Annotated in this window: 11 protein-coding genes; 7 read left to right on the top strand and 4 right to left on the bottom strand. The window is 72.1% G+C overall.

The window, feature by feature from the left end; genetic code table 11:
* Positions 1-107 precede the first annotated feature (107 nt).
* From OG599_RS05590 to OG599_RS05570, 5 genes are all read left to right on the top strand, one after another.
* A complete protein-coding gene (locus tag OG599_RS05590; RefSeq protein ID WP_327174822.1) occupies positions 108-1,388 on the top strand; it encodes an NAD(P)/FAD-dependent oxidoreductase in 1,281 nt (426 codons plus the stop codon).
* Positions 1,385-2,125, top strand: a complete 741-nt coding sequence (locus tag OG599_RS05585; RefSeq protein ID WP_327174821.1) for a DUF1365 domain-containing protein — start codon at positions 1,385-1,387, stop codon at positions 2,123-2,125. Before OG599_RS05590 ends, OG599_RS05585 begins: the two co-directional genes overlap by 4 nt.
* On the top strand, positions 2,122-3,384 hold the full coding sequence (locus tag OG599_RS05580; RefSeq protein ID WP_442809385.1) for a class I SAM-dependent methyltransferase: 1,263 nt from the start codon (positions 2,122-2,124) through the stop codon (positions 3,382-3,384). The genes OG599_RS05585 and OG599_RS05580 overlap by 4 nt, the downstream gene beginning before the upstream one ends.
* Before the next feature lie 134 nt (positions 3,385-3,518).
* Positions 3,519-4,877: a cyclopropane-fatty-acyl-phospholipid synthase family protein gene (locus OG599_RS05575; RefSeq protein ID WP_327179932.1), complete on the top strand. Its 1,359-nt coding sequence runs from the start codon at positions 3,519-3,521 to the stop codon at positions 4,875-4,877.
* A complete protein-coding gene (locus OG599_RS05570) occupies positions 4,874-5,677 on the top strand; it encodes a DUF1295 domain-containing protein (protein WP_327174819.1) in 804 nt (267 codons plus the stop codon). The genes OG599_RS05575 and OG599_RS05570 overlap by 4 nt, the downstream gene beginning before the upstream one ends.
* A gap of 119 nt (positions 5,678-5,796) precedes the next feature.
* Here OG599_RS05570 and OG599_RS05565 read toward each other — a convergent pair whose 3' ends face one another.
* The 4 genes from OG599_RS05565 to OG599_RS05550 all read right to left on the bottom strand — a co-directional run bounded on the left by OG599_RS05565 (position 5,797) and on the right by OG599_RS05550 (position 9,351).
* Positions 5,797-6,555 carry an anti-sigma factor gene (locus tag OG599_RS05565; RefSeq protein WP_327174818.1) on the bottom strand — a complete coding sequence of 253 codons (759 nt, stop codon included), beginning with the start codon at positions 6,553-6,555 and terminating at the stop codon, positions 5,797-5,799.
* The gene (locus OG599_RS05560) at positions 6,552-7,136 is read right to left on the bottom strand and encodes a sigma-70 family RNA polymerase sigma factor (protein ID WP_327174817.1); all 585 of its coding nucleotides are present in this window, start codon (positions 7,134-7,136) and stop codon (positions 6,552-6,554) included. The genes OG599_RS05565 and OG599_RS05560 overlap by 4 nt, the downstream gene beginning before the upstream one ends.
* Positions 7,137-7,389: 253 nt before the next feature.
* The gene (locus tag OG599_RS05555) at positions 7,390-8,238 is read right to left on the bottom strand and encodes a siderophore-interacting protein (RefSeq protein WP_327174816.1); all 849 of its coding nucleotides are present in this window, start codon (positions 8,236-8,238) and stop codon (positions 7,390-7,392) included.
* 204 nt (positions 8,239-8,442) lie between these two features.
* On the bottom strand, positions 8,443-9,351 hold the full coding sequence (locus OG599_RS05550) for a 5'-3' exonuclease (protein WP_327179931.1): 909 nt from the start codon (positions 9,349-9,351) through the stop codon (positions 8,443-8,445).
* Positions 9,352-9,641: 290 nt separating this feature from the next.
* Here OG599_RS05550 and OG599_RS05545 point away from each other — a divergent pair, with 290 nt between their 5' ends.
* Positions 9,642-10,853, top strand: a complete 1,212-nt coding sequence (locus OG599_RS05545; protein ID WP_327174815.1) for a quaternary amine ABC transporter ATP-binding protein — start codon at positions 9,642-9,644, stop codon at positions 10,851-10,853.
* A complete protein-coding gene (locus OG599_RS05540) occupies positions 10,846-13,470 on the top strand; it encodes an ABC transporter permease/substrate binding protein (protein ID WP_327174814.1) in 2,625 nt (874 codons plus the stop codon). Before OG599_RS05545 ends, OG599_RS05540 begins: the two co-directional genes overlap by 8 nt.
* Positions 13,471-13,558: the final 88 nt, after the last annotated feature.

The following is a 13,558-nucleotide window of genomic DNA, read 5'->3' as shown; positions in this document are numbered from 1 at the left end:
GGCGACGAACAACTCCGTGGGGCGCCTGTCCGGCAGGCGCCCGGCGGCCTTGGCCCCGCTCAGGGCGGCCGTGGCGGCGAGGGACCAACTCACGGAAGGTGCACGGGATGGCAGCGGTACGGCGGCGCACGGCCGTGGTCGGAAGCGGGGTGGCGGGACTGACCGCCGCCCACGTGTTGACGAAGACCGACGACGTCACGCTCTACGAGGCGGACGACCGCCCCGGGGGGCACGCGCACACCCACGACCTGACCTCCTCGGACGGCCGGGTGCACCGCGTCGACTCGGGCTTCATCGTCCACAACCGCCGGACGTATCCGCATCTGTTGCGGCTCTTCGACGAACTCGGCGTCCGCACCCAGGAGTCGGAGATGTCGATGTCCGTCCGGTGCGAGGGGTGCGGACTCGAATACGCGGGCGCCCGCGGGGTGTCCGGACTCCTCGCCCAACCGCGCGCGGCACTGCGCGGTGCCTATCTGCGGATGCTCGCCGAGGTGCCCCGGTTCCACCGGGCCGCCCGTGTGGTGCTCGCGGAGCCGGAGAGCGCGAGCGGAGAAGCCCTGCTCACACTGGGGGAGTTCGCCGAGCGCTACCGCTTCTCCCCCTATTTCCGCGCCCACTTCCTCACCCCGGTGGTCTCCGCCGTCTGGTCCTGCGACCCGGTCACCGCGCTCCGCCACCCGGCCCGCCACCTGTTCCGCTTCCTGGCCCACCACGGCATGCTCTCCGTCGGCGGCTCGCCGGTCTGGCGCACCGTCACCGGCGGTTCCCGCTCCTACGTCGACCTGCTGACGAAGCGGCTCTCCGCGGTGCGCACGGCCACTCCGGTCCGAGCCCTGCGCCGGCACCACGACGGCGTCGAACTGGTCACCGAGGACGGGATCACGCAGGGGTACGACCGCGTGGTCGTCGCCACCCATCCCGACCAGGCCCTGCGGCTGCTCGCCGACCCCACCGACGCGGAGACCAGCGTCCTCGGCGCGTTCCGGTACTCACGCAACACCACGCTGCTGCACACCGACACCACGCTCCTGCCGGACGCCCCGAGGGCCCGCGCCTCCTGGAACTACCTGATGCCCTCGTGCGCTGCCGACGCCCGCCAGGTCACGGTCAGCTACGACATGACACGGCTGCAACGGCTCGACGCCCCCGAGACCTTCGTCGTCACACTGAACGACGGGGGACGGGTGGACCCCCGGAGTGTCCGCGCCCGGATGGTCTACGAACACCCGGTCTTCACACCGGAGTCGATCGCCGCGCAGGCACTGCTGCCCGCGCTCTCCGGGCCGGTGACCGCTTTCGCCGGGGCGTACCACGGCTGGGGTTTCCACGAGGACGGCTGCCGCTCCGGTGTCGAGGCGGCCCACGCGCTGGGGGTGACCTGGTGACGGGCGCTCCCGGCGCCGCGGCGCTCTACCCGTGCACCATCACCCATGTACGGACGCGGCCGCGCCGCTACGCCTTCCGCCACCGCACCTACCTCTGGTTCATCGATCCCGACCACCCCCCGCGCCTGCCCCGCCCGCTGGCCCCGCTCGCCCGGTTCGACGCCCGGGACCACTTCGGCGGCACGGCACCCGGCATCCGCGCCGGCCTCACCCGCTTCCTGGCGGCCCACGGTGTCGAACTGGGCGACGGCACGGTGCGGATGCTCACCCAGGCCCGGGTTCTCGGCCATGTCTTCAACCCCCTCACCGTGTACTGGTGCCACCGGCCGGACGGCTCACCGCTCTGCGTCGTCGCCGAGGTGCACAACACGTACGGGGAACGCCACGCCTACCTCCTGCGGCCCGGCGCGGACGGCGTGGCCTCGGCCGACAAGGACTTCTACGTCTCGCCGTTCTTCCCCGTCGACGGCTCCTACCGGATGCGGCTGCCGGAACCAGGGGCCCGGCTCGCGCTGACCATCCACCTGGAACGCGCGGGCCGGCGCCCGTTCACGGCGACCGTGCGGGGCACCGGGCGCCCCGCAGGGCCGGCCGCGCTGCTGCGGCTGGCCGCACGCCACCCCTGGTCCACCGCCGCGGTCTCCCTCGCGATCCGGTTCCACGGCATCCGCCTCCTCCTGCGCGGACTGCCGGTGGTCCCGCGCCCCCGTTCCCGTACTCAGAAAGGCATGCGGTGAAGGTGTCCACCTCCCCCTGCTCCCCGTCCGTGCTCCCCGTCCCCGACCCGGAGCGCTGGCCCGACATCGTCCGGCCCCGACGCGCCTCCCGCCCGAGGACCGCCGTCGCCGAACGCGTCGTCCGCCACGCTCTGGGGCGCCTCCCGCTGCGCGCCCGGCTCGCGGGCGGCGAAAGCCTCGGTCTGGGCGGCCCGCTGCTGGAGATCCACCGCCCCGGGGCGTTCTTCCGCCGGATCGGGGTCAACGGCCTCATCGGCTTCGGCGAGTCCTACATGGCGGCGGAGTGGGACGCCCCCGATCCCGTCGCCGTGCTCTCCGTACTCGCCGGACACGTCGCCGAACTCGTCCCCGCCCCGCTCCAGCGGCTGCGCCCGCTCTGGGCGCCGCGGCAGCCCGCCGCGCAGGCCAACACACCGGACGGCGCCCGGGACAACATCAGCCACCACTACGACCTCTCGAACGACCTCTTCGCGCTCTTCCTCGACGAGACCATGACCTACTCCGCCGCCCTCTTCCGGGGGTTTCCGGCCGAACAGTCCCTGCTTCCGGCCGCGCAGCACCGCAAGATCGACCGGCTGCTCGATCTGACCGCCGTGGGCCCCGGCACCCGGCTGCTGGAGATCGGCACCGGCTGGGGCGAACTGGCGCTGCGTGCCGCGGCCAGGGGCGCCGAGGTCACCACGGTCACGCTCTCCGCCGAACAGCGGGACCTCGCGCGCCGCCGCATCCGGGACGCCGGACTGGAGGACCGGATCGAGGTCCGCCTCCGCGACTACCGGCAGATCACCGGGGAGTACGACGCGATCGTCAGCGTCGAGATGATCGAGGCCGTCGGAGAGGCGTACTGGCCCGTCTACTTCCGCACCCTGGAGGCGAGGCTCGCTCCCGGCGGCCGGATCGCGCTCCAGGCCATCACCATGCCGGACGACCGGATGCGGGCGGCGAGCGCCACCCACACCTGGATCCAGAAGTACATCTTCCCCGGCGGGCTGATCCCCTCCAGCCGGGCCCTGGAGGAGACCGCGGCACGCGCCGGCCTGCGGACCGACCGGCGCGCACGGTTCGGCACCCACTACGCCGAGACCCTGCGCCTGTGGAGGGAACGTTTCCACGAACGCGCCGAGGAGGTCGACGCCCTCGGGTTCGACGCCACCTTCCGGCGGATGTGGACCTTCTACCTCGCCTACTCCGAAGCCGGCTTCCGCTCGGGCTACCTCAACGTCGAACAGGTCCTGCTCGTGCGCCCGGAGGCCCCGTGACCCCCGCCGCCGACCCGACCGCCCGCCGCCCGACCCTTCCCCCACCGGAGGAGACCCCCGTGAACCCCCCGCAGGACCCCGCCGCACCCGGCTCCGGAGCGACCGCCGCCCGGCACACCGCGGACCCCGCTGCCGTGCCGCGCCCGCGGAGCACCCCGGACGCCCCCGCGCCGGACACCGCACCGAACGGCGCCGCCCAGCGGGTCGGACCGCTGGTCGAGCGGCTCCTCGGCGGTGCGCTGCCGGTACGCGTCCGCATGTGGGACGGCAGCGAGACCGGCCCGGCCGACGCGCCGACTGTGCACGTGCGCCGCCGCCACGCCCTGCGCCGGCTGCTCTGGCAGCCCGGCGAACTCGGCCTCGCCGAGGCCTACATCACCGGCGACATCGACTTCGCGGACGACCTCGCCGAAGGACTGCGTGCCATGCGCGGGGCCGCCCGGGAGAGGGGACTGCGCCCACCCGCCGGAGGACTCGGCGACCGGATCAGGGCGGCGGTCACCGCCGTACGGCTCGGCGCGGTCGGGCCCCGCCCGCCGGTGCCCGCCTCGCGGGCGGGGCTTCGGGGCGCCCTCCACAGCCAGGCACGGGACCGCGCCGCCATCAGCCACCACTACGACCTGTCCAACGCCTTCTACACCCTCCTGCTGGACGGGACGATGGCGTACTCCTGCGGCTACTGGACGGGCGAGGGGCGGCCCGGTTACGGGCCGGCCGACGCCCAGCGCGACAAGCTCGAACTGATCTGCCGGAAACTCGGACTGGGCCCCGACGGGCGGCTCCTGGACATCGGCTGCGGCTGGGGCTCACTCACCCTGTACGCGGCCCGCCATCACGGCGTCCGGGTCACCGCCGTCACCCTCGCCGCGGAACAGGCCGCCCACGTGACCCGGAGGGTCGGTGAACTCGGTCTGGCGGACCGTGTCGAGGTGCACCACGCCGACTACCGGGACGTACGGGACCTGCCGGGCTTCCGGGCCGGCTACGACGCGGTCTCCACCGTCGAGATGGGCGAGCACGTCGGCGACGCCCAATACCCCGCGTTCACCGCGCTGCTGCACGACGTGCTGCGCCCCGGGGGCCGGGCCCTCGTCCAGCAGATGTCCCGCGGCACCACCGCGCCCGGGGGTGGCGTCTTCATCGAGTCCTACATCGCCCCCGACATGCACATGCGGCCGCTCGGCGAGACGGTCGGGCTGCTGGAGGGCGCCGGACTCGAAGTGCGCGACGTCGAATCGCTGCGCGAGCACTACGTCCTGACGGTGGAGGCGTGGCGGCGCACCCTGGAGGCCCGCTGGCCGGAATTCGTGGCTCTCGTGGGCGAGGAGACCGCCCGGGTCTGGCGGCTCTACCTGGTGGGTGGCGCCCTCGCCTTCGAAGAACGGCGGATGGGCGTCGACCAGATCCTCTGCGTGCGCCCCGACGCCTCGGGAGCGGCGGCGATGCCCGCCACCCGGCACGGCTGGTACGAGCAACTGGGCGTGGACCGGTGACCGGCTTCGGCTGGGCGGCGTTCGCCCAGGGGCTGGCCCCCGCGGCGGGCGCCGCCCTCGCCGTCATGCTCGTCACCTTCACGGTGGCCCTGCGCAAAGGGGTGCACCGGGTGGTGGACGTCGCCTGGGGGATCGGGTTCGCCGCCGTCGCCCTCGTCTCGTACCGCATGTCGGCGGGCGACGGCGACGGGGTGCGACGGCTCCTGGTGACCGCCCTCACGGTCGTCTGGGGCTTCCGGCTCGCCCTGCACATCGCGCGCCGCGGACGCGGCCACGGCGAGGACCCGCGCTACGAGGCCCTGCTGAACAGGGCCCCCGGCCACCCCGGCCTCTACGCGCTGCGCAAGGTGTACCTGCTCCAGGGCTTCCTGGTCTGGCTGGTCTCCGCCCCCGTGCAGGCCGCGCAGTACGTGAAGGGCCCGCCCACCGGGTGGGTCTGGGCCGGGTGCGCGCTGTGGTCGGTGGGGCTGGTCTTCGAGGCGGTGGGGGACCGTCAGCTGGCGCGGTTCAAGGCCGATCCCGCGCACCGCGGCCTGATCATGGACAGAGGCCTGTGGTCCTGGACCCGGCACCCCAACTACTTCGGGGACTTCTGCGTCTGGTGGGGTCTGTTCCTGTTCGTCGTGGACAGTCCGGCCGCAGCGGCGGCGACCGCCGTCGCCCCCGCGTCGATGAGTTACCTGCTCATCGGCGGAAGCGGCAAGGCCCTGCTGGAACGTCATATGGCGGACAGGCCGGGCTGGGCCGCCTACCGGGCGCGTACCAGCGGCTTCGTCCCGCTGCCGCCCCGGCGGAACTGAACCGCGGCACTCTCCCACCGCGCAGGGCCTTTCGTCGTGCGTGCTGTGCCCCGCACGCACGGGGCACAGCCCGGGACCTCCGAGGAGGTCCCGGGCCACCCTCCCGACGACGCCCCCGATCAGGCCGTCGGGAAGTTCATCAGCGCGAGAGGCGCCGAGGTGGGCGTGGCCGAGCCGCCTGCCGGCTCGACGGTGACGCCCATGCCCGAAGCGTCGTCGACCGGGCCGGCCAGGAGCACCGCGTCGCCCGTCGCGTCCGGGTCCATCAGCCCGGCCGAACGCATCGTCCCGCCGTCCGCGAACCACAGCTGGTAGACCTTGCCGGCCGGCGGCCGCTCCAGCCCGGAGGAGAGGAACACGGCCCGGTTCTCGCTCGACGACACCACGACCGTGCCGCGTGCCCGCGCGGCGAACTCCGTCGAGACGGTCTTCGCGTCGGGTGCGGAGAGCACGCGCGCCAGCAGTTCGTTCCGCTGGTGGGCACTGTCCGCCTCCTGCTGGGCGTCCCGTGCCACCTGGTTCTGCCACACCGCGACTCCGCCGAGGGAGGCGGCGGCGGCCAGGCAGGCCGCCAGGGCGTACCGGGTCCACCGGCCGGGCCGCCCGGGAGCGGCGGCCGGACCACCGGGAACGCCGTGCCCCGGCGCCTCCTGACGTACCGTCGTGATCCGGAACAGCACCTCGTCGCGCATTCCGCGCGGGGGAGCGACGGAGACCGCGAGGGCCAGCCGGGACGCGGTGGCCGAGAGCTCCGCCACCTCCTGGGTGCAGGCGACGCATTCGGCCAAGTGCCGCTCGAAGGCGTGGCGTTCGTCCTCGGGGAGGGCGTGCAGCGCGTAGGCGCCGGTCAACGTGTGGAGTTCCGCCGTGGTGCTCATGCGCTCACCCCCAGGCAGTCGCGCATCCGGATCAGACCGTCGCGCAGGCGCGTTTTGATGGTTCCCAGCGGTACGGCGAGGAGTTCGGCCACCTCGCGGTAGGTCAGGCCCCGGTAGTAGGCCAGGGTCACCGACTCGCGTTGCAGGTCGGACAGGGTCCGCAGACAGCGGCGCACCTGTTCGCGCTCCAGCCGGGTCTCGACCTGCTCGGTCACCTCGTCGTACGCCGGTGTGCGGTCCAGCAGTGCGGCCCGGTGTTCCCGCGCCGCCGACGCTTCCGCCGAGCGGACCCGGTCCACGGCCCGGTGATGGGCGAGCGTCAGCACCCAGTTCATGGCGCTGCCACGGGACGGCTGGTAGCGCGGCGCGGTCCGCCACACCTCCACCAGCACCTCCTGGGCGACCTCCTCGGACTGGGCGGGGTCGCGCAGGACGGTGCGGATCAGACCCAGGACCGGTCCGCAGACGGCGTCGTAGACCTGGGCGAAGGCGTCCTGGTCCCCCCGGGCAACCTGGACCAGGAGGTCCTGCAGATCGGGTCCGGCCGAAGGCACGGGGCCGATGTACACGGCTTCTTTCAACGCGGCTTCCTCCCAGGAGGTTCATGGACTCCCCTTGATTCGGAGCCGCGGGCCGTTCGGATTGGTCGCCCGTGCGAAGGGGTCGGCCTTCGGGTGATCAGCCGGCCGGGCCGGTGCGGGACCGGGGCGGGGCCGGGGCGGGAAATCCTTCCACGGACCGGGCGGCCGGCGTCCGGACATCCGTGGACTTCCGGACGCGCGGGAGCCCCGGCGTCCTTCCGAGGACAGCCGGGGCTCCCGTGGTACCGCAGGGTCAGCCGGTACCGGGACCGGTCTCCTGCTCGCGCTCGACCTGCTCGTTCCACTCGCGCTTGACGGCACGCCAGGCGTCGTCGTTCTGGCCGAGGCGCCAGTAGCCCGAGATCGACAGTTGCCCCAGCGGGATCTCGCGTTCGACCCGCAGGTACCGCCGGATCTCCTTGACGAAGCCGGCCTCGCCGTGGACGAACGCCTGCACCTCGCCCTCCGGGAAGTCCAGCCCCAGCACGGCGGCGGTGGCGAGCTCGCCGACCGGGCGCTCGCCCCGGTGCAGCCAGGTGACCGACACCCCGGCGGGGACGGTCACCTTCTGCTCCTCGGCGGCGTCGGGCACCTCGATGAACACGTGCCCCCGGGCGTCGGCGGGCATCTGCTCCAGCGCCACCGCGATGGCGGGCAGCGCGCTCTCGTCGCCCACCAGCAGGTGCCAGTCGGCCGACTCCTGCGGGGAGTAGCCGCCGCCCGGGCCGAGGAGCGTCATCGGGTCGCCGGGGGAGGCCTGCGCGGCCCACGGACCGGCCAGGCCCTCGTCGCCGTGCACGACGAAGTCGATCGCGAGCTCGCGGGCGGCCGGGTCCCAGGAGCGCACGGTGTACGTACGCGTGGTCGGCCACAGCTCGCGCGGGTACGACTCGCGGATCGCCGCCATGTCGAAGGGGTGCGCGTAGTCGGCGCCCTCGGGTGCGAAGCAGAGCTTCACGTAGTGGTCGGCGAAACCCTCGGTCCCGAAGGAGGCGAGGCCCTCGCCCCCCAGGACCACCCGCACCATGTGGGGGGTGATCTGTTCGGTGCGCACGACCTGCGCACCCTTGCCCTTGGGCGGTTGCCGCGTCGGACGTGCCACGTGGATCTCCCTGTGCCGGAATGTGCGGGACCCGGGAGCCGGGGACCAGCGCCCGGGGCCGCGAAACTTAGGTCTGCCTAAGCTAGCACCGGCGGGGTGATCCGGGCACGGGTGGTCCCGTAAGCAATGGATGCACGGAACCTCCGGCGAGAAGGTCGCGCACCCCCGCCAGGGAACCACGGCTTGCTGTGGGCCGCCCGTCTCTCAGGAGTGCAGCGCCGACAGGAGCCGTTGCAGCGCGCCGCGCAGCCCCCACCGCTCGGCCAGCTCCGAGAGGGCCACCGGGTCGCGTGCCTCGCGGGGCAGCACCGGGTCGAACCCGGGAAGCGGTACGTCCCCGGCGACCCGCACCACCTTCGGCGCGACCGCGACGTACCCCCGGGCCTCGTCCAGCCGCCTGCGCTGCGAGGGGGTCAGCTTCGCCGCCGGGTCGTCCACCGCGGCCATGATCCCGGCGAGGTCCCCGAAGGCGTCCAGCAGCTTCGCCGCGGTCTTCTCGCCGATGCCGGGGACGCCGGGAAGGCCGTCGCTGGGGTCGCCGCGGAGCAGGGCCAGGTCGACGTACCCTCGGCCGTCCACGCCGTACTTCTCGCGCAGCACCGCCTCGTCGGTCACCTGGAGCGTGCCGACGCCCTTGAGGGGATAGAGCACCCGCACCCCGCGCGCGTCGTCCACCAGCTGGTAGAGGTCCCGGTCGCCGGTGACGATGTCCACCGGTCCGGTCGCCCGGCCGGTGAGCGTACCGATGACGTCGTCCGCCTCGTACGGGGCGACGCCCACGCGGGCGATGCCCACCGCGTCCAGCACCGCCTCGATCACCGGGACCTGCGGGGCGAGGGTGTCCGGGGTCTCCTCCTCGTCGGCCTGGCCCGCCGGCGTCTCCACCGCCACCCGGTGCGCCTTGTAGGTGGGGATCAGCTCGACCCGCCAGGCCGGCCGCCAGTCCGCGTCCATGCAGGCGACCAGGTCGTCGGGGTGGTGGTCCTGGACCAGTCGGGCGATGAAGTCCAGCAGCCCGCGCACGGCGTTGACCGGGGTGCCGTCCGGTGCGCGCACCGAGTCCGGCACGCCGAAGTAGGCGCGGTAGTACAGGGAGGCGGTGTCGAGGAGCATCAGGCGTCGCGTCACCCCCCGATCATGCCCCACGGCACCGACACCGGCCCCGGGGCGAGCCCGGGGCGGCATACGCGCACGGGCTTTCCCCGGTGCGGTTCCGTCCGGATCGGGTGAGCTGGGTCACAGAAGTGTTTGCTCCGGATAAGCGGGGGCAGGCGCGGCATCGGAGCGGAGCACGTCCAAATTTCAACTTGTGTACGTGCCATGCGGGCAGATTCCGTGCCGCTCCACGGTCCGTCGACGCGGGGGTGTGGCGGACCGTTTCCGGTTCAACCCGCGAGGTGTATGTGTCAAGGCTGCAGGCCGAACACCTGTACAAGGTATTCGGCAGACGACCCGATCAGGCCGTGGAGAAACTCGAAGCCGGCGCGAGCCGTGACGAGCTGCGCGCCGACGGAACGACCGCAGCGGTGATCGACGCGTCGTTCACCGTGGAACCGGGACAGATCTTCGTCGTGATGGGTCTCTCGGGCTCGGGCAAGTCCACGCTTCTGCGGATGCTCAACGGACTCCTGGACCCCACAGCCGGAAGCGTGCTGTTCGACGGCCAGGACCTGACCTCCCTGAGCCCCCGCGAGCTCCGCCACGTCCGCTCGTCCAGGATCAGCATGGTCTTCCAGCACTTCGCGCTCTTCCCGCACCGCAGTGTGCTGGAGAACGCCGCGTACGGTCTGGAAGTGCAGGGTGTAGCCAAGGCCGAGCGCGAGAAGCGCGCCGCCGAGGCGCTGGAGCTGACCGGGCTCGGCGGCTGGGAGAAGTCCTGGCCCGACGAGCTGTCGGGCGGCATGCAGCAGCGCGTCGGTCTGGCCCGCGCGCTGGCCACCGACGCCGACCTGCTGCTGATGGACGAGTCCTTCAGCGCGCTGGACCCGCTGATCCGCCGCGACATGCAGGACCAGCTCCTGGAACTCCAGAAGCGTCTGAAGAAGACCATCGTCTTCATCACCCACGACCTCAACGAGGCCATGCGCCTCGGCGACAACATCGCGGTGATGCGGAACGGCGAGATAGTCCAGCTCGGCTCCGCCGAGGACATCCTCGTCACCCCGGCCAACGACTACGTCGCCTCCTTCACCCAGGACGTCGACCGCGCCCGGGTGCTGACCGCCGGCGCCATCATGGCCGAACCGCACACCGTCATGGGCTCCACCACCGAGGACGGCACCGAACTGCGCACCCCGCAGGACGTGCTGGACGCGGCCCCCGCCACGGTCGCCGAGTCCACGCCGATCATCGAGCTCTTCACCCCCTGCGCGTCGAGCGGCACCCCGGTCGCCGTGACCGACGAGCGGGGCAGGCTCGTCGGGGTCGTCCCGCGCGAGCGGCTCCTCGCCGTGCTGGGCGAGCCGATGAAGCCCGCCGCGCCGATGCCGGCGGCCGAGGACACCGCGCCCGACGACGACACCGCGCCCGCCGCGAAGTCCACCGGAGCGGACGGCGCCGACGCCGGCGCAGCGGCCGACGGCGACCTCGCCGCGAAGAAGGTGGCCCGTGTTTAGGCTCCCTCTCGGTGAATGGGTCAACTCCGCGGTCGACTGGCTGCAGACCCACCTCGCCTGGCTCTTCGACGCCATCAGCTCGATCGTCAGCGGCATGTTCGACGGCATCGCGGCCGTCCTCTCCGCGCCCGCCCCGCTGCTCTTCGCGGGCATCGTCGCCGTCATCGCCTGGTGGCTGCGCGGACTGCCCGCCGGTGTCCTCGCGTTCGTCGGATTCGCCCTCATCGACTCCATCGAGCTGTGGGACGAGGCGATGGACACCCTCACCCTGGTGCTCGTCGCCACCATCGTCACGCTGGTCCTGGCGGTCCCGCTCGGCATCTGGGCCTCCCGGTCCAAGAGCGTCAGCGCGGTGACCCGGCCGGTGCTGGACTTCATGCAGACCATGCCGGCCATGGTCTACCTGATTCCCGGCGTCATCTTCTTCGGCGTCGGTGTCGTCCCCGGCATCATCGCCACCATCATCTTCGCGCTGCCCCCGGGCGTCCGGATGACCGAACTCGGCATCCGCCAGGTCGACGGCGAGCTCGTCGAGGCGGCCGAGGCGTTCGGCACCACGTCCCGCAACACCCTGCTGCGCGTGCAGCTTCCGCTCGCGCTGCCCACCATCATGGCGGGCATCAACCAGGTCATCATGCTGGGCCTGTCCATGGTGGTCATCGCCGGTATGGTCGGCGGCGGCGGCCTCGGCGGCTCCGTGTACCGCGCCATCGGCAACGTCGACGTGGGCCTCGGGTTCGAGGCCGGCATCTCCATCGTCATCCTCGCCATGTACCTGGACCGGATGACGGGCGCACTGGGGCGCGAGGTCTCCCCGCTGGGCCGCCGGGCGCTCGCCAAGGCCCAGGCCCTGGCCGGTGGCCCGAAGTTCTGGAACTACCGCCCGCAGGGTGCCGTCGCGCTCACCGGCGTGGTGATCCTCGCGCTCGTCGCCGGCGGCATGGGCGTCTTCGGCGGCGGCGGCTCGTCCGCCACCGCCGCGTCCTCCTCGTCCGTCGGCGCGGGCAAGAAGATCAGCATGGGGTACATCCCCTGGGACGAGGGCATCGCCTCCACGTACCTGTGGAAGGAGCTGCTGGAGCGCCAGGGCTTCGAGGTCGACGTCAAGCAGTACGAGGCCGGAGCGCTGTACACCGGCATGGCAGGCGGCCAGATCGACTTCGAGACCGACTCCTGGCTGCCCGTCACCCACGCCAGCTACTGGAAGAAGTACAAGGACCGCCTGGACGACCTGGGCTCCTGGTACGGCCCCACCTCGCTGGAGCTGGCCGTCCCCAGTTACGTGAAGGACGTCAAGACCCTCGACGACCTCAAGGGCAAGGGCGCCTCGTTCAAGAACCGGATCGTCGGCATCGAGCCGAGCGCCGGCGAGTCGGCCCTCCTGAAGGACAAGATCCTGCCGGGCTACGGCCTGGACGGCGAGTACAAGGTCGTCGACGGCTCCACGCCCTCGATGCTGGCCGAGCTGAAGCGCGCGTACGCCAAGAAGGAACCGATCGTCGTCCCGCTCTGGTCGCCGCACTGGGCCTACGACAGCTACGACCTGACGAAGCTGAAGGACACCAAGAACCTCTGGGGCAAGGGCGACGGCGTCCACACCCTGTCCCGCAAGGGCTTCGCCGCGGACAACCCCGAGGTCGCGTCCTGGCTGAAGAACTTCAAGATGAGCGAGAAGCAGCTCACCAGCCTGGAGGCCGAGATCCAGAAGGCCGGCGCGGGCAAGGAGCAGGACGCCGTCCGCACCTGGCTGAAGGCCCACCCGGACGCGGCCGCGCAGTGGACCCCGACGGCGAAGCCGTCCAAGGCCGCCGACGGCAAGGACGAACGCGACCGCGCGCTGAACGTCGCCTGGTTCCCCTGGGAGGAGGACATCGCCGCCACCTACCTGTGGAAGGCCGTCCTGGAGCAGCGCGGCTACACCATCAACCTCAAGCAGTTCGAGGTCGGCCCCATGTACGCGGCGATGTCGCGCGGCCAGATCGACGTCCAGTTCGACGGCTGGCTGCCGTACACGCAGGCGAACTACTGGAAGAAGTACCAGAAGGACCTGACCGACGTCGGCTCCTGGTACGGCCCCACCTCCATCGAGGTCGCGGTGCCCAGCTACGTCAAGGACGTGCACACGCTCGCCGACCTCAAGGGCAAGTCCTCGGAGTTCAAGGGGCGCATCGTCGGCATCGAGCCCGGCACCGCCACCATGGAGAACCTGAAGAACAACGTCCTGCCGGCCTACGGGCTGGACAAGGAGTACAAGGTCGTCGACTCCTCCACGCCCGGCATGCTCGCCGAGCTGAAGCGGGCGTACGCCAAGAAGGAGCCGATCGCCGTCGTGCTCTGGACCCCGCACTGGGCGTACGACCAGTACGACCTCACCAAGCTGAAGGACCCGAAGAAGGGCTTCGGCACCGGTGACCGGCTGCACACGGTCGCCAGCAAGGAGTTCCCGGAGAACTACCCGCAGCTCGCGAAGTGGTTCAAGAACTTCAAGCTGAGCGAGGACCAGCTCGCCGGACTGGAGAACGGCATCGCCAAGGCCGGTACCGGCCACGAGGAGGAAGCCGTGAAGTCCTGGATGGACGCCCATCCGTCGATCGTGGACACGATGGCGCCGCAGTAGCCAGAAAATCCGCGTACGCGCAGGTCAGGGGTGGTCACCGCCGAGAGGCGGGGGCCACCCCGCGCGCGTTGCCGGGAGTTCTCCTCGG

It is taken from the genome of Streptomyces sp. NBC_01335 (assembly GCF_035953295.1).
In the GTDB taxonomy this organism is placed as follows: domain Bacteria; phylum Actinomycetota; class Actinomycetes; order Streptomycetales; family Streptomycetaceae; genus Streptomyces.
The sequence above is the reverse complement of the archived record's forward strand: the minus strand, read 5'-3'. Positions and strand labels throughout refer to the sequence as shown.